Annotated in this window: 19 protein-coding genes; 7 read left to right on the top strand and 12 right to left on the bottom strand. The window is 63.7% G+C overall.

Annotated features, from left to right (window positions below; all coding sequences use genetic code 11):
* Window positions 1-18 precede the first annotated feature (18 nt).
* Together BMX85_RS13510 and BMX85_RS13515 are read right to left on the bottom strand one after the other, a co-directional pair.
* Window positions 19-621: a PEP-CTERM sorting domain-containing protein gene (locus tag BMX85_RS13510; RefSeq protein ID WP_177196746.1), complete on the bottom strand. Its 603-nt coding sequence runs from the start codon at window positions 619-621 to the stop codon at window positions 19-21.
* A gap of 23 nt (window positions 622-644) precedes the next feature.
* On the bottom strand, window positions 645-3,131 hold the full coding sequence (locus BMX85_RS13515) for a cellulose binding domain-containing protein (RefSeq protein WP_090318666.1): 2,487 nt from the start codon (window positions 3,129-3,131) through the stop codon (window positions 645-647).
* A 339-nt stretch (window positions 3,132-3,470) separates the two neighbouring features.
* On the opposite strand from BMX85_RS13515, the gene BMX85_RS13520 reads away from it, so the two are divergent.
* The 3 genes from BMX85_RS13520 to BMX85_RS13530 are packed head-to-tail and all read left to right on the top strand — an operon-like array spanning window position 3,471 to window position 7,028.
* A complete protein-coding gene (locus BMX85_RS13520; protein ID WP_090318669.1) occupies window positions 3,471-4,694 on the top strand; it encodes a DUF4861 family protein in 1,224 nt (407 codons plus the stop codon).
* Between the two features lie 11 nt (window positions 4,695-4,705).
* Window positions 4,706-6,082 carry a rhamnogalacturonan acetylesterase gene (locus tag BMX85_RS13525; RefSeq protein WP_229210441.1) on the top strand — a complete coding sequence of 459 codons (1,377 nt, stop codon included), beginning with the start codon at window positions 4,706-4,708 and terminating at the stop codon, window positions 6,080-6,082.
* Between the two features lies 1 nt (window position 6,083).
* Window positions 6,084-7,028 carry a glycoside hydrolase family 43 protein gene (locus tag BMX85_RS13530; protein WP_177196747.1) on the top strand — a complete coding sequence of 315 codons (945 nt, stop codon included), beginning with the start codon at window positions 6,084-6,086 and terminating at the stop codon, window positions 7,026-7,028.
* A gap of 43 nt (window positions 7,029-7,071) precedes the next feature.
* Here BMX85_RS13530 and BMX85_RS13535 read toward each other — a convergent pair whose 3' ends face one another.
* A complete protein-coding gene (locus BMX85_RS13535) occupies window positions 7,072-8,433 on the bottom strand; it encodes a glycoside hydrolase family 88/105 protein (RefSeq protein WP_090318678.1) in 1,362 nt (453 codons plus the stop codon).
* A 19-nt stretch (window positions 8,434-8,452) separates the two neighbouring features.
* Window positions 8,453-10,111 (bottom strand): rhamnogalacturonan acetylesterase, encoded by a 1,659-nt coding sequence (locus BMX85_RS13540; protein ID WP_090318681.1) that lies wholly within the window; start codon window positions 10,109-10,111, stop codon window positions 8,453-8,455.
* Between the two features lie 124 nt (window positions 10,112-10,235).
* Here BMX85_RS13540 and BMX85_RS13545 point away from each other — a divergent pair, with 124 nt between their 5' ends.
* Entirely contained in the window at window positions 10,236-11,564 is a 1,329-nt protein-coding gene (locus BMX85_RS13545; protein WP_090318685.1) for a TolB family protein, read from the top strand.
* A gap of 7 nt (window positions 11,565-11,571) precedes the next feature.
* Here the strand turns inward: BMX85_RS13545 and BMX85_RS13550 are convergent, their stop codons facing one another.
* The gene (locus tag BMX85_RS13550) at window positions 11,572-12,204 is read right to left on the bottom strand and encodes a 3-keto-disaccharide hydrolase (RefSeq protein WP_090318688.1); all 633 of its coding nucleotides are present in this window, start codon (window positions 12,202-12,204) and stop codon (window positions 11,572-11,574) included.
* Between the two features lie 29 nt (window positions 12,205-12,233).
* Between BMX85_RS13550 and BMX85_RS13555 the strand changes: the two genes are divergently transcribed.
* A complete protein-coding gene (locus BMX85_RS13555; protein ID WP_229210442.1) occupies window positions 12,234-13,130 on the top strand; it encodes an alpha/beta hydrolase in 897 nt (298 codons plus the stop codon).
* Here BMX85_RS13555 and BMX85_RS13560 read toward each other — a convergent pair.
* From BMX85_RS13560 to BMX85_RS13585, 7 genes are read right to left on the bottom strand one after another with little or no spacing between them, the layout of a single operon-like run.
* Window positions 13,118-13,432 (bottom strand): L-rhamnose mutarotase, encoded by a 315-nt coding sequence (locus tag BMX85_RS13560; RefSeq protein WP_090318694.1) that lies wholly within the window; start codon window positions 13,430-13,432, stop codon window positions 13,118-13,120. The two genes, BMX85_RS13555 and BMX85_RS13560, sit on opposite strands and share 13 nt — an antisense overlap.
* Complete coding sequence (locus BMX85_RS13565) at window positions 13,429-14,625, bottom strand: glycoside hydrolase family 88/105 protein (protein ID WP_090318698.1); 1,197 nt, start codon at window positions 14,623-14,625, stop codon at window positions 13,429-13,431. Before BMX85_RS13565 ends, BMX85_RS13560 begins: the two co-directional genes overlap by 4 nt.
* The gene (locus BMX85_RS13570; RefSeq protein WP_090320025.1) at window positions 14,625-16,064 is read right to left on the bottom strand and encodes a glycoside hydrolase family 28 protein; all 1,440 of its coding nucleotides are present in this window, start codon (window positions 16,062-16,064) and stop codon (window positions 14,625-14,627) included. The genes BMX85_RS13565 and BMX85_RS13570 overlap by 1 nt, the downstream gene beginning before the upstream one ends.
* An 11-nt stretch (window positions 16,065-16,075) precedes the next feature.
* Complete coding sequence (locus tag BMX85_RS13575; RefSeq protein ID WP_218147333.1) at window positions 16,076-18,358, bottom strand: glycosyl hydrolase; 2,283 nt, start codon at window positions 18,356-18,358, stop codon at window positions 16,076-16,078.
* On the bottom strand, window positions 18,295-18,861 hold the full coding sequence (locus tag BMX85_RS30770; protein ID WP_218147334.1) for a glycosyl hydrolase: 567 nt from the start codon (window positions 18,859-18,861) through the stop codon (window positions 18,295-18,297). Before BMX85_RS30770 ends, BMX85_RS13575 begins: the two co-directional genes overlap by 64 nt.
* 3 nt (window positions 18,862-18,864) lie before the next feature.
* A complete protein-coding gene (gene rhaI / locus BMX85_RS13580) occupies window positions 18,865-20,160 on the bottom strand; it encodes an L-rhamnose catabolism isomerase (RefSeq protein WP_090318700.1) in 1,296 nt (431 codons plus the stop codon).
* A gap of 31 nt (window positions 20,161-20,191) precedes the next feature.
* Window positions 20,192-22,291 carry a bifunctional rhamnulose-1-phosphate aldolase/short-chain dehydrogenase gene (locus BMX85_RS13585; protein WP_090318703.1) on the bottom strand — a complete coding sequence of 700 codons (2,100 nt, stop codon included), beginning with the start codon at window positions 22,289-22,291 and terminating at the stop codon, window positions 20,192-20,194.
* A gap of 324 nt (window positions 22,292-22,615) precedes the next feature.
* Between BMX85_RS13585 and BMX85_RS13590 the strand changes: the two genes are divergently transcribed.
* Together BMX85_RS13590 and rhaS are read left to right on the top strand one after the other, a co-directional pair.
* Window positions 22,616-23,482 (top strand): DeoR/GlpR family DNA-binding transcription regulator, encoded by an 867-nt coding sequence (locus BMX85_RS13590; protein WP_090318706.1) that lies wholly within the window; start codon window positions 22,616-22,618, stop codon window positions 23,480-23,482.
* Window positions 23,473-24,486, top strand: a complete 1,014-nt coding sequence (gene rhaS, locus BMX85_RS13595; RefSeq protein WP_177196779.1) for a rhamnose ABC transporter substrate-binding protein — start codon at window positions 23,473-23,475, stop codon at window positions 24,484-24,486. Before BMX85_RS13590 ends, rhaS begins: the two co-directional genes overlap by 10 nt.
* Window positions 24,487-24,496: the final 10 nt, after the last annotated feature.

The following is a 24,496-nucleotide window of genomic DNA, read 5'->3' on the forward strand; positions in this document are numbered from 1 at the left end:
CCTTTCATGGTTACGTGGTTAGGACTTCCGACGCTTCGCGGCAAAACCGGTCATCAGCAATCCCGCCGCCAGCAGGGCCACGCTGCCCGGTTCCGGCACGGGACTCGGCACCGGACCGATGGCGGATATCGACAGGTCGTCCATCACGAACCAGCCCTTGTCGCGCGTGATGGTCAAGCGCGACACGTTGGCGAAGCTCGCTTGCACCCAGCTGTAGCTGCCGTTGATGGCGATATTGCCGGTGCTGCCTATCAGCTGGTTCGCCGCATCGTAGGCGGTGATGTTGATCCACGTGGCCTTCGATCCGTTGGTGGCGGGCGTGGCGAACCAGGCGCCGTCCAGATTGAAGGCTGTGGCGCTGCTGATGCCCAGATTGTTCACGCCGAAGCCGTTGGACACGAACTGCGTGCCCGAATGCGCACCGTTGCTGTAGCCATTGACTGCGGTGTCGCCCAGGAACCAGCTGTTGGTCCAGGTCAGGCCCTCGTACGGATTGTATTTGGAGAGCGTCGACAGCTTGCCGCCCGCGCTCATGTCGTCGAAGTCCACCACGGCGGCGTGCGCCGGCGATGCCAGCGCCAGGACCACACCCGCCAAAAATCCACTCAGTACTGTTTTCATTGTCTTCATTTTGTCTGCCCTCTTTATTTGCAAGCGTCGCCGGTCACGACGGGAAGCGCCTCGCCGCTGACCGTCATCCCGAATTCGGCGGTGTCGCCGGGCTGGATGTTCGTGTTCCAGCTCTGGTTGGGCGTGGCCGTGTAAGTCGGCGGCGTGCCGGTGACGTCGGCGTTCCAGAAACCCTGGACGCTTGAATTGTCGGTGTAAGTCCAGCTGACGGCCCAGCCGTTGACGGCGGTCGAACGGTTGTTCTTGATGCGGACGGCCGCGTTATAACCGCCGGACCAGGCGGCGGTGACAACGTAGCTGCACTCGTTGACCGGCTGCGGTGTGACCACGGGCGGCCCGGCCGTCACCGGCGTCACCAGCACCTCGCCACCTGTCGCCGGCGTGCCGTAGGCGATGCCGCGGCCGGCGGTGCTCATGTAGATCCGGCCGAAAACGTTCATATCGCCGGCCACCATGCCGCCATTGGCCAGGCCGCCGTATTGGTGGGCGGCGTCGTTGACGCGCACCCACGTGGCGCCGGCGTCGGTCGAGCGCATCATGCCGTGCACGCTGCCGACCGTACCGTGCAGGTACACGGTCGGAAAGCCGGCCTGCGGCGCGGTCTTGCCGAAACCGACGGCGTCGCACTGGTTGACCGTCGCGATCTTGGTGAACGTCGCGCCGGAATCGGTGGAGCGCGACAACCCGCTGCCATTCAGGCAAACCCACAGATCGCCCTCGCGCCCCGGCGCCGGACGAATCAGTTTGGAGCCACCCGACGCCAGCGTGCTTTTGAGCGCGAACGAGGCGCCGCCATCGACGCTGGCGAGCAGCTTGCCGTTGTCGTAGGCGTAGAACTTGGACGGGTTGACCGGGTCGGCCACCGGACGCGCATTGATGGCGGTGAGCCCGGAGATGGCGGCCCAGCTGGCGCCGAAGTTGGTCGAGCGATAGCTCACGGCCGAATCGGCGGGGCTATGCAGCAACGCGAAACCGTCGGCCGATAGCGCGATGTAGCCCTTGGCGCCGTTCAGCACCGGCGACTTGGTCCAGCTCGAGCCGCTATTGGTGGTGTAGTACATGTCGTTGCCGACGCGCGTCATGATGCGCGGGTCTTGCGCGGCGATCGCCAGGCCGGTGGTGGTGCCGGTCTGCGGCGTATGGCGCACACCGTATTGCGCCGGGTCGGTGTTGATGAAGCCATCGAAATCGCCAATCACCGAGACGAGAGGTCCGTTCGGGATGCTCTGGAAATCGAACGGCACCGTCTCCTCCAGCCCCGCCACATTGAAATCCCAGGTGGTCTTGGTGGCGTTGATGTCGTTCGTCTTGAACAAGCCGTTACCGGAGACCACCCACACCTTCTTGCCGTCGAACGGATCGATTTCGACCGAGCCGGCCCAATGGATCGACGTGTCGGTGATCCAGTTGGCGCCTTGGGGATTGACGGCGAAGCCGCGCGCCACGACGTCGGTCCAGGTGCGGCCGGCGTCCTTCGAGGTGAAGATACGGTCGCCGTACTGGTTCGCGCCCTGCTGCATCCAGGTATTGATGGTGGAAACCACCAGGTGTTTTGGATCGCTGCGGTCGATACTGACGCCGCCGAATGGACGCGCGAAGCCGCGCGGCGTGATGTTGGTCCAGTTGCCTCCCACGGCGTCGTATTCCCATACCTGGCCGTTGTCCATCGGTTCGCCGGTGCCGGGATGCGGACCGGCGCCGTTGGCGTAGGTGATGTACAGCAGCCCCTCGGCCGACAGCACCGCGCGCTGCGGCATCAGGCCCGTTGGCCCACCTTCGACCGGCACGAAGGTCTCGCCGGCGTCATAGCTGAAGTACAGGTTCGCTCCCGCCGATTCGAAGCGCGACACGCCCACGAACATGCGCTGCGCCAGCCCTCCGTCGACGCTGGTGGGGTCGAGCAGCACGAAGCTGACCCCATTGTCGTTCGGCGTGCTGGTGACCTCGAAGCCGGGCATGCGGCTCCAGGTGGCGCCGGCGTTCGCGCTCTTGAACAAGCCGTCGCGCCGCGTACCGGCGTACAGCACATTGCCCGAGCCGGGGTCGACCTGCAGCTTCTCGCCGTTCTGCCGCCCCATGCCGTTGCCGTGGGATTTGAACTGGCTACTGACGTCGGTGACCATGAAGGTTTTGCCGTAGTCGCTGGAGCGCAGCACGGCGGTCTTGCCGCCGCTGAAGTAGCTGGTCCCGGCCAGCATGTAGACGTTGGCCGCGTTGTGCGGGTCGACCGCCAGCGACTCGATGCCCAGCAAGCCCACATCGCTCTGGCCGATCCAGTCGGTCATCGACGCCCAGCGTGATTTGGCGGCATCCCAGCGATAGGCGCCGCCGACGTCGGTGCGGACGTAGACGATATCGCGTTCGAGCTTGCTGGGGACAACACCGGTGACGAAGCCTCCGCCGCCGATGGCGACCGAGTCCCAGTGGTAGTTTTCCGCCGTCGAGACGAGCGGAATCGACAACGCTGCCGCAAGCAGCGCCACAACGGGCTTTGTTCTCATTTTTTGTCTCTCTTGGATTTATAGTTATCGCGCCTCAGGTGCGCGTTCGACCATTCTGCGATTTCGCCTTGACGGCCGCAATTATGAAAATCACCAGAACGGACAACGAAATTTGGCTTAGGAACTCTTACTAGCTTCAGTCATAAATTTGATTAGATCGCGTCGGCCGTTGACACCGGCCAGCGCAGTATCGATACTCACCCCAACGAAAAATCCAAAACAAGCTGGGGATGGCGGCGGTTGGCGGGACGGTTTCATTCGTGCTTTGCCGGATTTGCAAGTTGCGGTAAAGTCTAGGAAACCCGCTTTTATAACGTCGTCACTCACACTGGTAAATACATGAACCTTCGCCACATCCTGTTCGTACCTGCCGCACTGGCCGCCGCCGGCGCGGGCTTCGCCGCCGACCGTCTGACCGTCACCGTCACGCACAACCTGGATGCGGCGCGTCCTTCGGAGACGATCGCCATCCCGTGGACCGAAGTCAATCGCGTGCTGCCAGGCGCGCTGTTACAGCATATCGAAGTGAAAGACGCCGCCGGCCGGGTGCTGCCGTACCAGGTGACCAATGTGGCCCCGCAGGCCAAGGACCCGAAGAACGTCGGCATCGCGTATGGCGACCTGATTTTCCAGCACAACTTCGCCGCCGGCGAAAAGAAAGCCACCTTCACCGTCGAGAAAATCGAAGCGATGGCGCCGCCCTTCCCGAGCAAGGTCTCGGCCCGCTACATCCAGGAACGCCTGGACGATTTCGCGTGGGAGAACGACAAGGTCGCGCACCGCACCTACGGCCCCGCGCTGGCCGCGCCGGCGCCCGAAGGCAGCGGCAAGGAAGTGCTGGTCACCAGCGGCATGGATATCTGGCACAAGCGCGTCGCCTATCCGATCGTCGACCGCTGGTATAACAAGGGCCACGACCATTATCACCATGACGAAGGCGAAGGCATGGACATGTACAACGTCGGCAAATCGCGCGGCGCGGGCGGTACCGGCATTTGGGACGGAGGCACCCTGTTCACGAGCTTAAACTACGCCAAGTGGAAAGTCATCGCCAACGGCCCGGTGCGCGCCATCTTCGAATTGAACTACGACGCGTGGGACGCCGCCGGCACCAAGGTTTCCGAAGTCAAGCGCTTCACGGTCGACGCGGGCCACTACTTCGACCAGATCGAAAGCACATTCACATTCACCGGTCCGCAACAACTGACCGCCGCCGTCGGCTTGAACAAAACGCCGGCCGACAAAGGCCAGGAAGCCGTTATCACGCCGTCGACCGTGCCGGCGGACCGCGCGATGCTGCAGTGGGTCGAGCAGAAATCGAACGGCGCCTTCGGCACCGCCATCATCGTGCCGACCGCCGAAGAGAAAGGCTACGCCGAGGACAAGCTCAATCAGCTGATGCTGGCCAAGGTCGTCTCCGGCCAGCCGCTGCGCTACTACGTGGGCTCCGGCTGGACCCGCGGCGGCGACTTCGCCACCAGCGAAGACTGGAAGAAGTACGTGTCGGCGCATGCCGCACGCGTGCGCGCGCCGGTCAGCGTCACGCTGGGCGCCAGCAAATAATCAGATAAGCAATGCTGTTTAAACCGTGCACTCCTTCCCTGCCGGTGGCAAGCCGCCTCTCCTCGGCGACGCTGCTGGCAGGGTTTTCTATTCTGGCGTCGGCCGCATGCGGCCATGCCCAATCTGCCACCAGCGCCGACACCTGGCGGTTGGCTTTCGGCGGCGGCAACCCGCCCGCGGGCTATACCGCCGTGCAGCCGGGGATGGACTACGACGAGAAGCGCGGCTTCGGTTTCGAACCGGGCGCCCTGGTGCGCAATGTCACCGAAGGTTCCGGCCACCTCGCCGCCGACAAGCCCTACTTCTTTTCGGTCGATCTGCCCGAAGGGAACTACAACGTCACCATCACCTTCGGCGGCGGCAACGCGGCGTCGACTACCACGGTCAAGTCCGAACTGCGCCGGCTGATGCTGGAAAACGTGACAACCGCGCCGGGCGCCACGCTCAAACGCACCTTTACGGTCAACGTCCGCACGCCCCGCATTGCTGCCCGCGACGGCATCGCCGCCGGCAGCGTCAAGCTGAAGGCGCCGCGAGAGACCGTGCAGGAGGCCTGGAACTGGGACAGGCGCCTGACATTGGAGATCAACGGCGGCAAGCCCGCCATCAGCGCGATCGAGATCGTCCCGGTCGGAACACCGACATTGTTCCTGCTGGGCGACTCCACCGTCTGCGACCAGCCCGGCGAGCCATACAGCAGCTGGGGACAAATGCTGCCGCGCTTTTTCAAGCCGGGCATCGCGGTCGCCAACCATGCCGAATCCGGCGAGACCTACCGCGATTCGCTGGCGCGCCGCCGGCTGGACAAGGTGGTTAGCGCCATGCGGCCGGGCGACACGGTCCTGATGCAGTTCGGCCACAACGACCAGAAGCAGATCAAGGAAAACAAGGGCGGCCCTTTCACCACCTACAAAGGCGAGATCCGCAGCCACGTCGACGCCATCCGCGCGCACGGCGGCGTTCCGGTCATCGTGTCGTCGATGGAGCGGCGTCATTTCGACGCGGGCGGCAAGGTCGTGCCGTCGTTGCGGGACTATGCCGACGCCGCGCGCGAATCGGCGAAAGAGCTGGGCGTGGCCTTCATCGACCTCAACGCGATGAGCAAACCGTTTTACGAAGCGCTGGGTCCGGAGTTGTCGAAGAAAGCCTTCGCCGAACCGGAACCGGGCCGTATCGACAACACGCACCACAACAACTATGGCGCTTACGAGCTGGCGCAGGCCGTGCTGACCGGCATGCGCGCGAGCGGCCTGCCCGCCGCCGCGTTTATCGCGGGAGGATACGGCCATTTCGATCCATCCCGTCCCGATCCCGTGGCCTTGTTTCAGGTTCCGGCCAGCCCCACCTTTACCAATGAACGCCCGCTGGGCGACGAGGCGAACCAATAGCATGTACATCACGCGGCAACTGGCCGTTGGCTTCACGCTGGCGCTGGCCAGTTTCGCGTCGCAGGCGGCCGACGCCTACGTCTTCGCCTATTTCACCGGCAACGGTGAGGACGGCCTGCATTTCGCCGGCAGCGCCGACGGCTACAAATGGGGCAAGCTGGGGGGCGGACGCAGCTTCCTGGCGCCCGGGGTCGGCAACGCCAAATTGATGCGCGATCCGTGCATCATGCGCGGGCCGGACGGCACCTATCACATGGTGTGGACTTCGGGCTGGAACGAGAATAACATCGGCTATGCGTCGTCGAAGGACCTGGTCAACTGGTCGCCGCAACAACAGGTGCCGGTGATGGCGCATGAACCGGGCTCGCTGAACGCGTGGGCGCCGGAGATCGTCTACGACGACAAGCGCGGCGAATTCCTGATCTTCTGGGCGTCGACGATACCTGGCCGCTTTGCCGCCACCGACGGGTCGTCGGAGGAAAAATACAACCACCGCATGTACTTCACGACGACGCGCGACTTCGTCACCTACGCGCCGACGAAGCTGTACTACGATCCCGGCTTCAGCGTGATCGACGCCAGCTTCGTGCGCGCCAACGGCAAAAGCTACCTGATGGTCAAGGATGAAACGCGCAATCCGCCGAAGAAGTATCTGCAGATCGCGTCGGCACCGGACTTGCGCGGACCGTTCGGCAAACTGAGCGCGCCGATTACCCCGCCGGGACTGTGGGTGGAAGGCCCGACGGCGCTGCAGATCGGCCAGGACGTCGTCCTTTACTACGACGCCTACACCACCAAGCACTATGGCGCCATGCGCTCGCGCGACATGGTGCACTGGGAGGACGTCACGGACAAGATGCGGTTCCCCGACGAAGGCACGCCGCTGCGGCTGCGCCACGGCACGGTGATCGCCGTGCCTGAGGAAGTGCTGGGCAAGTTGCAATAGCATCTACGAGCCGTCGGCCAACCGGCGGCTCACATCGTCCGGCTTACTTCACCAACAACTGCAACGAGCTATCGTTGATCTCGAACTTGTTCGTCTTCAGCATCGTGATCACCTCGGCCCCGGCCAGCAGCACCGGCCCATATCCATGCGCCGCATACACATTCACCGGACGATAAGCATAGAACGCCGGATCGAAGCCCATCCCCGTCCCGACACAAACCCCTTCCACCTGCCCCTTCGCATTCACCTTGGTCGCCACCGCGTTCCAGGCCAGCATGACAGCCGGCGCATACGCCATCTTGTCGATATATCCCTTGTTGATCGCCCGCGCCATCGAATACGCATAAATCGCCGTCGCCGACGTCTCCAGATACGTATCGTTGCGGTCCAACAGCTGATGCCACAGGCCTGTGCCATCCTGATACGCCGCCAACCCCTTGACATGCGCGCGCAGCTGTTTCAACACCATCGGATAACCCGAATGGCTCTTCGGAAGCACATCGAGCAGCTCCACCAGCGTCATCACCGCCCAGCCGTTCGCACGCGCCCAATGGAATTCCGGATGCGCCTCCATCCCCTGCACCCAGCCGTGCATGTAGATGCCCTTCTGCTCATTGAACATCCGCTTGGAGAACTGCTCCACCTGTTTGACCGCGTCGTCGTAGTAACTCGCGTCCCCCGTCAACTTGCCCAGCTGCGCCAGCGCCGGCACCGCCATGAACAGATCGTCCAGCCAAAGTGTATCGACCTGCGGGCGCACGCGGCCAAGTGTCCCGTCCTTCAGACGATGCTCCTTGGTGCGGATGAAGGTGATGCAGCTGTCCAGCAGCGGTTTCACGTCCGCCTGCAAACCTTCCTGCTTCGCCTTGACGATGGCCGCGCATACCGCGCCGATGTCGTCCAGCGCATGCGGCTCGAGCATGCCGCGCACCGGCGATTTACTCTGGGGGTTGGACTTCATGCGCGTTAGCGTGGCCGGGGCGAGGTTGGCCAGCAGCGTCAAACGCTTGTTCACGTACTCCTTGTATCGCTTGTCGCCCGTGGCGCCGCCGGCCGCCAGCATGCCGGCGTATGTCACGCCCCATTCGTAGCTGGTCAGGCGAAAATCGCCCGGCGCCAGAACCGTGTCGTCATCCATCTTACTGAAATCGGTGAGCTCTTTTTTGGTTTTGGCGTTGATCGCCTGCGCAGGCGTGGCGCCATCCAGATATGTAAACACGCGGTCCAGCACCTTGTTCACGTCGTCGATCGACGGATTGCCGTACGGCGTGGGATAGTCGGCCTTCATCAGGTGCAGCGGCGCCGTCATATCGTTGGCTGGCTTGGTCTCGGCCCAGGCCTGGCACGCCAACGGCAGCAGCATGGCGGCGACGGCGGTTTTCTTGAGCAAAAGCTTAACTTTCATATGATGTGTCTCGTTGTTGTTAGTGTTTTAAATACGCCGCCAGCGGATTGCCTGGCAAGCTGTTGAAAGCGTCAACGACGCGTGCGGCGTTGAACTGCGCGCCGGCTTCGTTGGTGTGCGTGCGGGCGTCGGAAAAGTAGCTGTCGACGGCGCCGGCGCCGGCCTTGCGGTAAGCGTCGCTGACGACCATCGTCAGGTCCGCAAACAGCGCGCCGCCCTGGCGCGCCACTTCCTCGTCCCATTGCGCATAGCTTGCGAAATCGCGGCCCTGCTCCCACACGTCGCGGTGCGGCACCGGCGAGAACAGGATCACGGTGGCGCCCTTGGCTTTGGCGTCGGCGACATAGCGCGCCATGTACCAGCCGAAGGTGTGCACCTGTTCCTTGCTGCCATCCGGCCGCGTGTCCTCGACCGTCTCCGCCCCGGTGCCCGGCGCCGATCCGCGATTTTTACCGGCGGGATCGCCGATGCGGGCGCCGTCGTTGTGGCCGAATTGAATGGCGACGAAGTCCCCGGCCTTCAACTGCGCCAACACCTTGTCCCAGCGCCCCTCGGTAAAGAAGGTGCGGCTGCTGCGGCCACCGATCGCGTGGTTGACGACATTGATCTTATTGGTGTCGAAGTGCGGCGTAATGCGCTCGCCCCAGCCGATCGCGCCATTCGCTCCGCCGCTTTTAACGGTCGAATCGCCCACCAGGAATAGACTAGGCAGCGACGGATCGCGCGGCTTATCGCCGGCGACCTTGCCGGCGTCGACCACCGGACGGTCATCTTCGGCGGCGGGAACGGCCAGGCCGGCCGCGTTCAGCGCCGTCATGACGACAGGCGTGCGCAACGCTTTGAGGCCGGCGACCACCGCGCGGGCGTTCAACTCGGCGCCGGCCAGGTTGGTATGGGTCTGCTCGTCCGGCGTCACCAGCGGGAACATCTTCATCACCTCGTCGCGGCCCATCGTGTCGTACTGGCGGGCGACGATGCCATTCAGGTCGATAAAGCCCACCTTTTGCTGGCGCGCCACCTGTTCGGCCCAGCCGGCGTATTCGTTCTGGCTGCGCCGGATCCTCCCGTCGCCACCCCAGCTTTTGCGCGGGATCGGCGAGCAGATGACGGCGGTGGCGCCGCGCGCCTTGATGTCGGCGACAAAGACGCGCAGATACCAGCCGTAGCTGTGCACCACTTCGCGCTCGCCGGTCATCAGGTTGTCGATTTCCTCGGTCTCGTCGCCGGTGCCCTTGATGGTGCCGCGCGCGCGAACGTTGTCGTTGACCGGACCGCCATCGTTATGGCCGAACTGGATGAGCACCACGTCGCCCGCCTTGATTAGTGCGAGGCTGCGCTGCCAGTGCCTGGTGGTCAGGTAGGTGCGGCTGCTCAGGCCACCGATGGCGCGGTTGACCACATTGATCCTGGCCGGGTCGAACATCGTGGCGAGCGGATTTCCCCAGCCCCATTGGCCGGCCGCGCCTTTTCCCTGGCCGTCGTCCTTGCCGTTGCGGACAGTCGAATCGCCGATCAGTATCAGCGAAGGCAGGTTTGGATTGGCCGGTTCCGGCAGCACCACCTGCGCGTTGCGCGGATCGGTGTTGATAGCCGGCGAAGGTGTCTGCGCGGCCGCCGAGGAAGCCGCGACTGCTGCGGCGCAGCACAAGTTAGCGACGAAGGCAAGGTATCTGTTCATGGCGCCAATTCTATGCGAGGATTTTCGAGGCTTGTACTTTGAGCTTAAAGAATCAGAAAAATGAGCAATGTCCATGTCGGTATGAGCAGACAATCGTAACCTTTCAACCTGTTTTGAGCTATCGATGATTACCAAGATCCTGATGTGCGCGGCCCTGATCCTCTCCAGTAGCGCGCATGCGCAGATCGGCAAGCGGTTTCCGTCCGAGCGCAAGGTGGTCAAGGACCCGGTCACCGGCACCATGCTGACCTTCCTGACCAGTACACCGAATGGCGACTCCAAGATCTATCCGACGCATCCGCAATGGACCTCCGACGGCAAGTGGCTGGTGTTCCGCTCCGCGCGGGTCAAGGGCGAGGCCATGGCCGTCAACGAGGACACCGGCGACCTGGTACAGGTCACGGAGGGCGGCTACGTCGGCATGTTGAACCTAGCGCGCAAATCGATGAAGCTCTACTTTATGCGCAAGGACGCCGACGCCAAACGCATGCAGTTCGTCGAGGTGGATCTGGCGGCGCTGCTGGCGGACAGCAAGGCTGGCAAGCTTAAATCCGCCGACGCCTATCAGCGCATCTGCGGCACCACCGCGCCGGAGCTGGAGGCCGGCGGCGACATGGCGCTGGACGCCGACGAGGAATGGGCCTACTTCCGCACCGGCCCGACCGAGGCCGCAAAACACCTGGCGCCTGGCGTGAAGATCGAGAAGGCGTTCGGCCCGCGAGGCATGGGTGCCGGTCCGAACGGGATATCGCGCATGAATGTGCGCACCGGGGAGGTCAAACATGTGGTATCCGTGCCTTTCCAGATCGGTCATATCCAGGCGAACCTGTGGAACCCCGGCGAGATCGTCTTCTGCTGGGAGACCGGCGGAAAGTCGCCGCAACGCACCTGGACGATCAAGGCCGACGGCACCGGCCTGCGCCCGCTCTATCCCGAAGCGCCGTATGAGTGGGTGACCCATGAAGCGGTGATATCGAAGGATGAAGTGGCGATGGCGATCATGGGGCACCGGCCCATCGCCGAGGGCGGCGGCGGCGTTGGCGCGCCGGCGACCGGTGTGCAGGGAGCGAATCCCGGCCAGGACGAGGGCTGGGGCATCACCGGCACCCGCGAGAAACCGAGCGGCCTGGCGATCGTCAACCTGCGCACCCGCGAGATGACGATCGCCGGACAGACGCCGTCCGGCAGCGGATTATGGCACGTGCATGGATCGTCGGACGGCCGTTGGGCGGTGGGCGATGATTTCAGTCGCAGCGTCTACCTGATCGACCGCAAAACGCGCGAGATGATCATGCTCACCACCGGCCACAAAACCACGGCGGCCGACCATCCGCACCCGACGTTCAACGCCGACGGCACGCGCATACAGATTCAATCGGCCATGTTATCGGAGGATGGGCGCAGCATGAACATTTGCATCGTGCCGGTGCCGGAGGCGTGGCTCAAACGCTGACGCCAGCTCAATCCAGCTCCACCAGCGCCACGCGGCGCAACTCATACGGCGCCCCTTCAAGCTGAAAACCGATACGCCCCGAAGCCGGCTCGCTTCGGGTCACGCTATTTTGAACAACGCCATTAATCGTGACATCAACCTTGCCGTCGCGGCTAACGATATCGCAGACGTTCCACTCCCCGGCGGCGAGCTCGCTGTCCGGCGCCGTGTGCCCTTTGATGCGCGGCTCGGCGCCATGAGCGGACGTCAACGGCTCCGCAAAACTAGCCCCGGCCATCGGCAGCAAATCGCCGGCATTCCCGCGCTTGGTCTGAACCTGAAGACTGAGCGGCCACACGCGATCCATCGGACCGTCGCTGATATGCAGCAGGATGCCGCCATTGCCCGGCTTCCCGCTCCAACGCCACTCGACGTGCAGCTTGTAGTTGCGGTAGATATCCCGCGTAGCCAGAAAGCCGGACGGCTGCCCGGTCGAAGCGACCACACCGCCCGGCAGCATGCGGAACACGCTGTCGACGCCGGCGGCCGGCGACGTCTTCAACTCCCACCCGCCGAAATCGCGGCCGTTGAACAAATCCACCGCGCCAGCCGTGTGGGTGGAAAAAAACAGCAAGGTGGCGCATGCCATCCGATTCATCATCTGATACTCTCTTCGCTATGAAAAAACCCTTGATTTCCCTGATCCTCGGCGTCAGCGCCAGCCTCGCGGGCGCCGCCCCCAACGTCATCCGGCTTTGGCCCGAGGGCGTGCCGGGACTTAAAACCGACATCGGCCCCGAGAAGGTCGGTGGCGGCTACAACTCCAACGTCAGCGAGGCGACGCTGACCATGGTCGCTCCCGCCGTCGACCGGCCGAACGGCACCGCCGTCATCATCTGCCCCGGCGGCGGCTACGTGCGCATGTCCACCGCGCGCGAAGGCGATCAATACGCCAACTGGCTCAGCACCCTGGGCGTGACCAGCTTTGTCCTCAAGTATCGCATGCAGGAGTACGGCCACCCCGCCCCGCTGCAGGACGTGCTGCGCGCGGTCCGCATGCTGCGCTCACGCGCCGCCGAATTCAACATCAATCCGGCACGCATAGGCGTCATGGGCAGTTCTGCCGGTGGCCACCTGGCGGCAAGCGCCGGCACGCTGTTCGACAATCCCGCCGGCCGCACGGGCGCCGCCATGGACGCGGTCAGCGCCCGACCTGATTTCCTGATGCTGATGTATCCAGTCATCTCGATGCAGGAGCCGGCCGTCCACGCGGGCTCGCGCGCAGCGTTGCTGGGCGCGGCGCCATCGGCCGAATCGCTCAAGTTGCTGTCGCTGGAAAAACAGGTCACTGCCGCCACCCCGCCGACGCTGTTGATCCACACGCAGGAAGATCAAGCAGTCCCTGTCGAGAACAGCATCCTGTTTTACCAGGCGCTGACCAAGGCCGGGGTGCCGGCGGAAATGTACCTGTTCGAGCACGGTGGCCACGGCATGGGCATGCGCGATGGCTTGGGCACTTCTTCGCTGTGGCCGCGCCGTGCGGAAGAGTGGATGCGCGATCGCGGCCTGCTCACTCAGGCGAAATAGAACATCGGCCGCAGCGGCCACTCGCGGGGCCGGTTGCCCGGCTCCACCTCCATCAGGTCCGCCATATGGTCCCACCAGCGCTTCATCACGGGCTGACCCGGCAACGCCTCTACCTTGTTGTCCGGCGCCAGCTTCAGGACCGCGAACAGGTGCAGCGTTTCCTCGTCGAGGAAGATGGAGTAGTCGTGGATGCCGGCCTCCTTCAACGCCGCCGCAAGGTCCGGCCACAGCTCATCGTGGCGGCGCTTGTATTCGTCCACCGTGCCCGGTTTGAGTTTCATGCGGAATGCGCGGGTGATCATGGTTTGCCTCCATCGGCCATCTTTTTCAGTTCGGCGGCCGCCAGCAGGTAGCCTCCAACGCCGTAGTTGTAGCTGGACGCGGGCAGGTAAAACGCCGGTTCCGCGCCGGTCTGCTGGATGCCGCCAAGTCGGCCGTCCGCGTAGACATGTTTGAGGATGCCGGCCCACGCCCGTTCGATCACGGGGCGGTAGACTCTGGCGTCCAGATAACCCTTGTTGACGCCATAGGCCATGCCGTACACGAACAGCGCCGAACCGGAGATCTCCGGCAGCGGATAGCTGTCCGGATCGAGCAGCGCGGCGTGCCACAGGCCGTCCTTGCCCTGCAGGCCGGCGATGCGGGCCGACATGTCGCGCAACTGCCGCACGTAGAACGGCTTTTGCGGATCGTTGTCGGGGATATAGTCGAGCGTGCGCGCCAAGCCACTAAGCACCCAGCCTTCGCCGCGCGACCAGAAGATCTTTTTGCCGTTCGGCTCGCGCTTGGCGATGTAGCTGGCATCGCGCGCGTACAAATGATCTTCCTTGTCGTACAGCAGATCGTAAGTCTTGCGCCACTGCTCGTGGACATAGTCGAGGTATTTTCGCTCGCCGGTGGCCTTGTACATCTTCACCCACACCGGAGGCGCCATGAACAGCGCATCGCACCACCACCACGGCAGGCGGTCGTCGCCGGGCTTGAGCGTTTTGAGGTCGATCAGGATATCGAGCTCGGTTCTGGTCGGGCCGAGGCGCGCAGACGACGGATCGCGCTCGTGCAGTTCCAGATAAGTCTGCGCCACGCTGATATCGTCCGCGTTGGGATACGGCGTGCTCAGCTTCCATTCGAACTGGTTGGCCATCGCCAGCATGGCGTCGCGGTATTTCGGGTCGCCGGTCGCTTCCGAAGCGGCCATGAAGCCGCTGAACAGCACACTGGAGGTCCAGATCCGGTCCAGATGCGGCAAGGTGCGCGCCAGCTGCCAGTCCGCCACCTTGCGCAGCGCCTTGTCGATGTCGCCCGAACGCAAGGCTGGCGACAGGTCGGTGGCCAGCGGCCCGGCGTCGGCTGGTGCGTCGCCGAAATGGCGGCTGGTGTCCTTGTCGACGATGGCCTGCATGGCCGGCGTCGGCAGCGGATACCGCTGCGTGTTGGTGGTGGCGCAGCCGCTGACAATGCCCAACGCCGCCAGCAGCAAATAGGATGTCTTCATCAAGTCTTGTCCTGTTCTTCGAAACTCTTCTTCGATGGATCTTCCCTGGGCGGCGCCGGCTTGACGACCACGCTGCCCGCCGGCAGGCCGCGCACCGTCTCGGCGTCCTCGATGGCGACCGGCTCTTTCAGGCGCAATTTCGCATCGATGAACTCCCAAGACCTGGCGTCGTAGATATGGCCGCCCTTCTCCGCCTCGATGTCCAGATTGGCGAGGCTGAAGCGGTCCAGCGGCACTTCCTTGTAGCCATCGACCTCGAACGCGGTGGTCGCTCCAATCGCCTTGATATTCCAGATACGGACGTCGTGGAAGTGCGCGATGCCCTTCTCCCTCGGCACCGGCGTGGCCAGAACCTTCCAATACGCCGGATAGTCCTTGATCTCTTGCGGGATCTCGGCGTAGCTGTAGCTGGGATTCCAGTTCATCGTGATGCGGATGACGACGGGCGTGCCCTTCATCGTGAAATCGTGCAGACGCAGGTTCTCGCCGAAACCGCCCCGCGTATGCGCCGATTTGAACAGGATGCCGACGGGGACTTTATCCAGCACCGTGATGTTGTAGGCCTCGATGTTGCGGAAGCCGCCAGCCGTCTCGCTGCCGAACGTCACGCCGGCGGCGCCGTCGCGCACGATGGAATCGCGGATGATGACGTCCTCTGTCGGGCGGGCGACGCGCTGGCCGTCCGAATCGCGGCCCGCCTTCAGGCACAGGGCGTCGTCGTTGACGGCGATATCGGCGTTCTGCACCAGGACCTTTTTCGATGAATCGATATCGATACCGTCGGTCGACGGCCCGCGTCCACCCTCGTTGTTGCGGATGACGACACCATCGACGGTGATATCGGTCGAGTAGCAGATGTGCAGCGTCCAGAAACCAGAACGGCGCAACAGCAGGCCTCCGCCGACCTTCACCTGCGACGAGTTGAATACCTGGATCAGGCGCGGACGCCGGGCATCGTAGTCGGAGGCCCAGCGCAATCCGCGAGGCTCGTAGGATTTACGCAGGGTCCAGTAGCTGTCCCAAAAGATCTTGCCGTCGCCATCGATGGTTCCCTGGCCGGTGATCGCGGCGTTCTTTTGCTCGTAGACGTTGATCAGCGCCGCCGGCCAGCTCATTTCGATGCCCGCGATCCGGGTCGGCATAATGGGATAATCCTCGATCCGCTGCGAACCGAGGATGGTTACGCCCTTGTCGAGCCGCAGCGTGACGCCGGTCTTGACGAAGATCGATCCGCTCAGGTAGGTGCCGGGACTGAGCACCACCGTCCCGCCATCGTTGGCGGCGGCGTCGATGGCCGCCTGAATCGCTTTGGTGTTGAGGGTGACGCCGTCGCCCTTGGCGCCGTAGCTGCCTGCGTCGTAGGTTTTTGCGCCGGCCGTGGCCATGCCAAGGGCAAGGATGGCCGTCACGGCGAGGTGCATCCACTTCGTTATCATCATCGTGGTTCTCATTATTTGGGTTGCGTCAGCAGCCGCACCGGGCCCAGCATGCCGGACGCCGTGGGGACGATCAAATGTGTATCTTGCGGTACGAAGCGTTGACCATAACGGGCCGAGAGCAGCCGGTAATCCGGACGTTCCTGCCCCGCCAGCGCGTTGAGCGACAGATTGGCCACCCTTACCTCGATCTTGTTGACACCGGCGCGCAGGTGGCTGGTGACGTCCAGCTCATACGGCGGATGCCATACCGAACCGGCGCGCCGGCCGTTGACGAAGACTTCGGCCGCCTCGCGCACCGGGCTATCGAGCATTGCGCGCATGCCGGCTGGGACCTTGGGCGTTGTGTCCAACGGCGTGCCTTTGCCGAAGTCGAGACGAATGGCGCCGCCGCTCACTTGCGACGCGCTGAGTTCCACATCCTTGCTGTAGACGGCGATGCCCGAAAAGAAGCGCGTGGACGGATCGTCGGTCCACGAGCGCAGTTGCGGCATCGCTTGCGGTTTCTCTCCAGGGAACCGTACTTGCCAATCGCGGCCCAGCTCCGCAAGCACCGTCGACGGTTTGGGCAGCGCCACCGGGCCGATGGCGTCGCCATCATCAAGAACCAGAATGCGCGACTCGTATGGCGCCAAAACCAGCTCCAGCGCCGGCGTGACCCTGGCCGCGCTGGCGGTGCCGTCGTGCGGATTCCACCACGACGCGGATTTGCGCGTGGCGCGCAGCTTTGCCGTGGTGCGAACTTCGCGGTTGCTGGTATTGGCGATGAAGTAGATATCGCCATCGGCCAGCTTGCGGCGGATGAAACCGACATCGGCCGACTGCGACGCCAGCTTGAGGTCCGGCGTCAGAACCTTGGCGAGTGCCGCGCCGACCGCCGTATCGTCCGCGACCAGCGTTACGCCGGCGCTGGCTTGCAGCGTCTTGGAGGCCGCGACAACCTGCGACGTGATCCGCCGCGCGTCGGCGAAGCCGGGCGCCATCGATGGCAAACCGCCGATGGCGATGATCTTGCCGCCGCCACGCACGTAGTCCGCCAGCCTTGCCATCACTTCCGGCGACAGGCGTGTCACATGCGGCATCACCAGCACCGCATGACTGACACCCAGCGCGAGGATCGATTCGGCGTCCACGTAGTCCAGATTATGGCCGGCGTCCAGGATCTGCTCCGTCAATTCCGGCGTCACGTGCCTGTGCATCTCGGCCGACAGCGACACTTTACCCGGCGTCATCGAGGCGTAGACATCGTCGTTCGGTAGCAGCACGGCGACATCGTTGGCCGGCCGTCCCTGGCGCAGCAGATAGCTGGTGCGACCCAGGTACGAGGTCACGTCGGGCATGACGTTCCACCAGGGCTGGTGATCGTTGAAGACGGCGGCCGCATAGAACGAGTAGCCGGGTTCCGGCGACCCGGGCGGCGTATAAGGCCAGCCATGGCCGACGAACAGGTTCACGCCTTGCAGCAGCATGCGGTCGGCCTCCGCCTTCATGTCCAGCGGCGTGGCGCTGAAGGCCGGCGAATGCAGCCAGGTCCAGGTCTCCGCCGAGATCACCGGTTTGTTGTACAGGTGCCCGGCCGATGTCGCCAGCCTGGTGAACGAAAAAGTGCGGAACTGCGGCCCTTCGCCCTCAGGCAGGGCGACAAGGCGGTTGCTCGACATGGATACCGCGGGCTCGCCATAGGTCTGGGAGCGGAACTGCGTCTTGTGCTTTTTCGCCCAATCGTTGACGGGTGTCAGATAGCGTTCGTTGACCAATTCGGTTTGCGTTTGTACCCAATCGTGGCGCAGCGCGCCCGCATCCGCCCCGGCGCCGCTGTGGATCGCCGGCAGATACGGCTTGAGGTCATAGCCGCGCCGGCGCTGGAACTCTTCGAGAAAGTCGTCGGTCCAGTCGGTGCCGTAGACTTCCAGGCTGTCCGAGAACACCGCGTAAGGCGGCTGATCGCCAAAGGCCTTCAGCAGCGGCTCGGCGACGGTATTCAGATGATGATCGATGGCCTTGCGGCTCAGATGGTCAAGTACAAAGCCTTCCGCGCCCAGCGCGGCGCGCTTGACCTGCTGGCCCGTGCGGCTGGCGATGTAGAACACCATCACGCGCGCGTCGGCCGCCGGAGCCACCGCCGCGCGTCCCGGGCCTGCGGCCGCCGGCAGCCGGGCAAGTTTCAGCGCGGCGGCGTCGTACTGCTTGGCGTTGCCCGCGCCGACGAATGCGGCCAGCAGCTTCTCGCCGCTCATGATGGCCGGTAGCGCGACACTGGCCGCGCCGGGCGCCACTTCCGCGACGGCGACGCGCAAGCGCCCCGCCGACTCCGTGACGGGAACGTTGGGGCTCCGTACGGCCAGCCGCTGGCCAAGGTCATATCGACGCGCATGCCTTCGGCGCGCGCCTTGCGATTGACGAAACCGACCGATTCGAGGAAATCGGCCGACAAGTAGGGGACGTTGCGTATGCCGCGTGCCGGGTCGTCGAGCTCCATCGGATACACCGGCTGGATCTCGACGCCGCCGAAACCGCCGGCCTTCATCGCCAGCAGTTCGCGCTCGAGCTCCGATTGGACGACGGCTGGCCCGAACCACCACCAACGCACCATGGGACGGGCATCCGCCGGCGGAATGGCCAGGTGGGCGGCGACATCCGCGAGCCGGTCAAACAGCACCGGTCCGGGCGCGCCGCCCTGCGCCATCGCCAAGCCGGCGCACAGCAAGGCCAGCGCCGACGCCAACGACAAACAGACCGCCCGTGCGGCGCGAGCGGCCGGGCGGCGCTCGTCGCGCGGCCCCTTGATCGTCGGGGCCACCGCTTAGACGATACCGCTGCTGCTGGCGCCTGCCTTCGCCGGCCGGCGCTCCGCCGCCTGGCTGCGATATCCGCTGGACCGATAGAACGCCACCGGATCGATCGCGCCGCCCGAACGCAGACGGGCCATCGCCAGAATCGCGCTGACATCGGTGCGGTACGCGTGCTTGAGCGTTTGCGCCGACTGCAGCGCGTCGTTGGCTTCCTGATACTGGCGCAGGGCCGCGCGATCGACCAGCTTCGCCTGGACGAAAGCGCGCTGCACTTCGACCGCGCTGTTCATCAGGCTTTCGATCGGATCGGTCACGTTGTGCGACTGGTCCAGCATGTATGCCGGCGCGAACGAGGCGCCTTCGCGCTCGGCCGCATCGGCCAGCTCGTTAAAGACCAGGAACAGCTGGAACGGATTGATGCTGCCCGAATCCAGATCGTCGTCGCCGTATTTGCTGTCGTTGAAGTGGAAGCCACCGAGCTTGCCGAATTGCGCCAGCCGCGCCACGATCATCTCGATGTTGGTATTCGGCGCGTGGTGGCCCAGGTCGACCAGGCATTTCGCCTTCTCGCCCAGCGTTTGTGCGCAGGCGAAGCTGGTGCCCCAGTCGGCGATCGTCGTGGCGTAGAACGCCGGCTCGAACAGCTTATGCTCGATGAACATGTTCCAATCATCGGGCAGCGCGGCGTAGATGCCGCGCGCGCTGTCCAGATACCGCTCCAGCGCGCCACGCAGGTTGTGCTGGCCCGGGAAGTTGGCGCCGTCGCCCACCCACACCGTCAACGCCTTCGATCCCAGCGCCCGGCCCAACTCGATACATTCGATATTGTGCTCGACCGCCTGGGCGCGCGTGGCGGCGCTGTGCGCCGTCATGCTGCCGTATTTGTAGGTGTGCTCCTGGCCCGCCTGGTCCTGGAAGGTGTTGGAGTTGACGGCGTCGAAGTACAGGCCATGGCTCTTGGCCTGCTGGCGCAGCGCCGACGGGTCCGAGGTTTTATCCCATGGGAAGTGCAGCGAGACGCCGGGCGTGGCGCAGGTCAGCTGGTGGATCACCGCGCAGTCCTCCAGCTTTTCGACCACGTTGCGCGGCTCCCCCTTGCCGGGAAAACGGGCGAAGCGCGTGCCGCCGGTGCCTGCGCCCCAACTTGGCAAGGCCACGGCGAACTTCTGCGCCTGCTCGGTCAGTTTTTCGATGTCCTGGCCACGGCGCGCAAGCATGCCGCCCAGAGCCGCGTAGTCTTCGTCCAGGTTGGCGCGCAGCTTGGCGTTGTGTTCGGCCACGCGGCCGCTGTCGATGATGGTGCTCATTAGGTCTCCTTCGTTATTTTTATAGCGAGGCTTAACGCGTGAATGCGCCAGCGTTGCCTGCATCGACGTTCAGAATGTTACCAGTGCTCTTGCCGGCTTTGTCGCTCGCCAGGAAGTACACGGCTTCGGCGATATCCTCCGGCAGGACGCTCAGTTTGAGCATGCTGCGGTCGCGGTAGAACTTCTCGACGTCGTCGGCCTCGATTTTATTCGACTGTGCGCGTTCCTGCTTCCATTTGCCGTCCCAGATGCGCGAGCCCTTGATGACCGCGTCCGGATTGACGACGTTGACGCGGATACCGTGCGGCGCGCCTTCCAGCGCGATGCAGCGCGCCAGGTGGATTTCCGCCGCCTTGGCGGTGCAGTAGGCCGAGGCGCCGGCCGATGCGACCAGGCCGTTTTTACTGGCGACGAAGACCATGCTGCCGCCCAGTCCCTGCTGCTTCATGATGCGGAAGGCGGCGCGGCTGGCCAGGAAGTAGCCGGTGACCAGGATGTCCTGGTTGCGCTGCCAGATCTCCAGGGTGGTGTCTTCCAGCGGCGCCGACGAGGCGATGCCGGCGTTGGAGATCAGCAGATCGACACCGCCGAAGCGCAGCGCGGCCGCCTGCAGCACGCTTTCCACCGCTTCTTCGCTGGTGATGTTGGCGACGATGCTGCCGACGCTGTCCTTGCCGGCCGACTTCACCAGATCGGTGTGCGCCTGCGACAGCGCTTCCGGATCGATATCGGTCAACATCACGCAAGCGCCCTCCTGCAGCAGCTGCCTGGCCACCGCCTGGCCGATGCCGCCGGCGCCGCCGGTGACCAGCGCGATACGCCCGGCCAGGCTTTTCGGCTTCGGCATGCGCTGCAGCTTCGCTTCTTCCAGCAGCCAGTATTCGATGTCGAAGGCTTCCTGTTCCGGCAAACCGACATAGGTGTCGACGCCGTTCGCGCCGCGCATCACATTGATCGCGTTGACATAGAATTCGCCGGCGATGCGGGCGGTGGCCTTGTCCTTGGCGAACGACAGCATGCCTACGCCAGGAATCAGGTAGATGATCGGATTGGCGTCGCGCACCGCCGGGCTGTTATCGTGCTTGCAGCGCTCGTAGTAGGCCACGTAGCCGGCGCGGTATTCTTCCAGCGCCTGATCGAGGCCCGCGACCAGCTTGTCGAAGTCCGGCTGGAGCGGATCGAAGTCGATCACGAACGGACGGATTTTGGTGCGCAGGAAGTGGTCGGGGCACGAGGTGCCCAGCGCCGCCAGCGGTTGCAGGTCGCGGCTGCAGACGAATTCCAGCACGGCGGCGCTGTCGTCGAAGTGACCGAGCTTGTATTCGTCGCGGCTGATTTTACCGCGCAGCAGCGGCATCAACCTGGCCGCCAGCGCGCTGCGCTGTTCGGACGGCAGCGGCTCGATCGCCTGGCCGCCGAACGATGGCTGCTTCGAATTCGCGGCCAGCCACTCCTCCGCGCGCTTGATGATTGCCAGCGTGGTCTCGTAGCAGGACTTGGCGGTGTCGCCCCAGGTGAACAAGCCGTGGCCTTCGAGGATGATGCCCTTCAGGTTGGGCTGCGCCTTCGATACCTGCTCAAGCTTCAGGCCAAGGTCGTAGCCTGGGCGCTGCCATGGCAGCCATCCCAATTCGCCCTCGAAGATTTTTTGCGTCAGCGCCTGGCTGCCGGCGCAGGCGGCGATGGCGATCACCGCGTCCGGGTGCATGTGGTCGACGTGCTTGCGGGCGATGTAGGCGTGCAGCGGCGTGTCGATGCTGGCGGCGCGCGGATTCAGGTTGAACGTGCAGTGCGGCAGATAGGCCACCATCTCGTCTTCCAGCGCCAGGCCGCGATAGCGTCCCTTCAAGGCGTTGAGCTTATCCATGTACAGCGTCGAGAAGCCGTCAAGCTTGATGCTGCCAAGGTCGCCGCCGGAGCCTTTCACCCACAGCACCTCCACTTGCTCGCCACTGAGCGGATCGGCCATCATCACTTTGGCCGAGGTATTGCCGCCGCCGAAATTGGTGATGCGCAGGTCCGAACCGAGCAGGTTCGAACGGTATAGCAACAGCTCCGGCTCGCTCATGGCTGCCGCAGCTTGGTCGTCCCACAGAGAAGTGATCGGGGCTTGCTGCTGGGTTACTTTCATTTACTGATCTCCGTTGTTTGATTGTGTGCTTCGCGATTGCTTCATGCCGCTTTGGGCAACTGTAATCAGTAGAAATCAGCGCGCCATGGGTGTCAATGCGCAAGCGCTCAACTTGATGACCAAGTAGGAAATAATCATATCGATGATCGAAACGTGATTGGATCGCGAAAACGATATCGAAACAATCAAATATTTGATCGCCTAATGATTGACGGACGATTTTGAAATGTTTAGTCTTAGTAATTAATAAAGGCGCACACCGGATCGGTCCCCCAGAAAACCGTGGCAGCGACGGTAGTAAGCGCCAAATAAAAGGAGACAGGAATGGTAAATCACAAGCGCCGTAAACGTTTGCTGAAGTTGCTCGCCGAACATAATACGGCCAGCGTGCCGCAATTGGTCGACTGGCTCAGCGCCTCCCCCGCCACCGTGCGCCGCGACATCAGCTGGCTCGCCGCCCGCAGTCTGCTCACCCGCACCCGCGGCGGCGCCGCCAACCTTGAGCAGAAAAAGCGCAGCTTCACCCTCACCAGCGAGACCTTCCAGCACAATATCCAGTGCTACGCCGAGCGCAAACGCGCCATCGCGCGCCACGCCGCCGGCATGTGCACCGAAGGCGAAACGATCATCATCAACGGCGGCACCACCACGTTCATGATGGCCGAATTCCTGGTCGACCAGCACCTCAAGATCCTCACCAATTCCTTCCTGATGGCCGAGCGCCTGCTGGTATCGAGCGAGAACGAGATCATTGTCCCCGGCGGCAAAGTCTATCGCGAGCAGAACGTCATTCTCAGCCCCTTCGACAACGACATCACCCAGCACCATTACGCGGCCAAGATGTTCATGAGCGTCTACGGCTTGTCGCTGCTCGGCCTGATGGAGGCCGATCCGCTGCTGATCCAGGCCGAGAAGCGCCTGATCTCGCAGGCGGAGGAACTGATCGTTTTGGTCGACAGCTCCAAGTTCGCCAAGAAGGCGGGCCTGATCCTGTGCGGCTTGAACCGCGTATCGACCGTCATCACCGACACCTACGCCTCCGATTCTGCGGTGCAGCTGCTCGAGCAATCCGGCGTGCGCGTGGTGACCGTGGAGCCGGAAGCGATCCCCGCCCAGCACAACGCCAGCCAGTTCAATCCACCGTTCGACTACCAGTCGGCGGCGATGTACCAATCGGAGGTATCGCATTGAAGCGCAGGAAGATCGTATTGGCGGCCGTTGCCGCCGGCCTGCTCACGGCCATCGCCGGCTGCGGCGAGAAGAAAAATGAGAACATGCGCATCGCGATGGTCGTCAAAAGCCTGGGCAACGGCTTCTTCGACGCCGCCCACACCGGCGCCAAAGACGCCGCCAGGGAGCTGAAAAATGTGGAGATCATCTACACCGGCCCGACCACGCCGAGCGCCGAGGGCCAGATCGAAATCATCAACTCGCTGATCAGCCAGAAGGTCGACGCCATCGTCATCTCGGCCAACGATCCGAACGCGCTGGTGCCGATCACCAAGAAGGCCATGGCGCGCGGGATCAAGGTGATCTCGTTCGACAGCGGCCTGGCGCCGGAAGGCCGCCTGATGCAGCTCAATCCCTCCAATGCGGAGCTGATCGGATTGAAGCAAATCCAGATGGCGTCCGACGCCATCGGCGGTAAGGGAGAAATCGCGATCCTGTCGGCGTCGGCGCAGGCGACCAACCAGAATATCTGGATCGGCGTGATGAAGAAGACGTTGCAGAAGCCGGAGTTCAGCGACATGAAGCTGGTCGCCACCGTCTATGGCGACGACCAGTCGGACAAGAGCTACCGCGAGGCGATCGGCCTGTTGCGCAGCAATCCGAACCTGAAGGCGATCATCGCCCCGACCACCGTCGGCATCAACGCCGCCAGCAAGGCGGTGGTCGATGAAAACCTGGTCGGCAAGGTGTACGTCACCGGCCTGGGACTGCCGTCGGAGATGGCCGGCCATGTCAAGAGCGGCGCCGTGCGCGAGTTCGCGATCTGGAACCCGATCGATCTCGGTTACGCGGCCACTTACGCCGCCTACGACTTCGTCAAAGGCCAGCCCACCGCGAAGGCGGGTGGCAGCGTATCGGCCGGACGCATGGGCAGTATCGCATTGGACGCCAACGGTGAAGGCGCGATGGCGCCGCCATTCACCTACGACAAAGGGAACGTCGACAAGTTCTCCAAGATCTTCTGAGCTGGAGTCC

It is taken from the genome of Duganella sp. CF517 (assembly GCF_900110275.1).
GTDB lineage: Bacteria > Pseudomonadota > Gammaproteobacteria > Burkholderiales > Burkholderiaceae_D > Rugamonas.